Here is a 353-nt window from a genome sequence, read left to right as displayed (position 1 = left end):
ACACAGACGTTGCCATATCCTTAACAGGCACTCTGTCATCGGTATTACCCGCAGTGACTTTAACAGATACAAGCTCGCCCTTATGATTGATAATGGCATGCAGCTTAAAGCCATAGAACCAGCCCATGCTGCTTTTGCCTCGGGTTGCATGTCCTTCAAAGACTTTATGACGGTAGATACGCTTGTTATGACAAACTGCTATCTTGGTTGAATCAATATAGCTGATACCTGTACAGTCGCCCATCATGCTTTGCAAGTAGGCACATAATGGCATGATACTGCGCGGCACTAGCTCTATAAATCGCGAGTAGCTCGGCAGATTTGGAAACTCCCGTTTCATCATGCCAAGCATG

General features: G+C 45.9%; 1 protein-coding gene. It reads right to left on the bottom strand.

The annotated features are described in order from the left end of the window. On the bottom strand, positions 1-353 hold a 353-nt coding region (locus IQ457_RS12540), incomplete at both ends, for an IS982 family transposase (protein ID WP_200663691.1).

Origin of the sequence: Psychrobacter sp. M9-54-1 (assembly GCF_016613355.1) — a bacterium.
In the GTDB taxonomy this organism is placed as follows: Bacteria; Pseudomonadota; Gammaproteobacteria; order Pseudomonadales; family Moraxellaceae; genus Psychrobacter; species Psychrobacter faecalis.
This window is presented reverse-complemented; position numbering and strand designations above follow the sequence as displayed.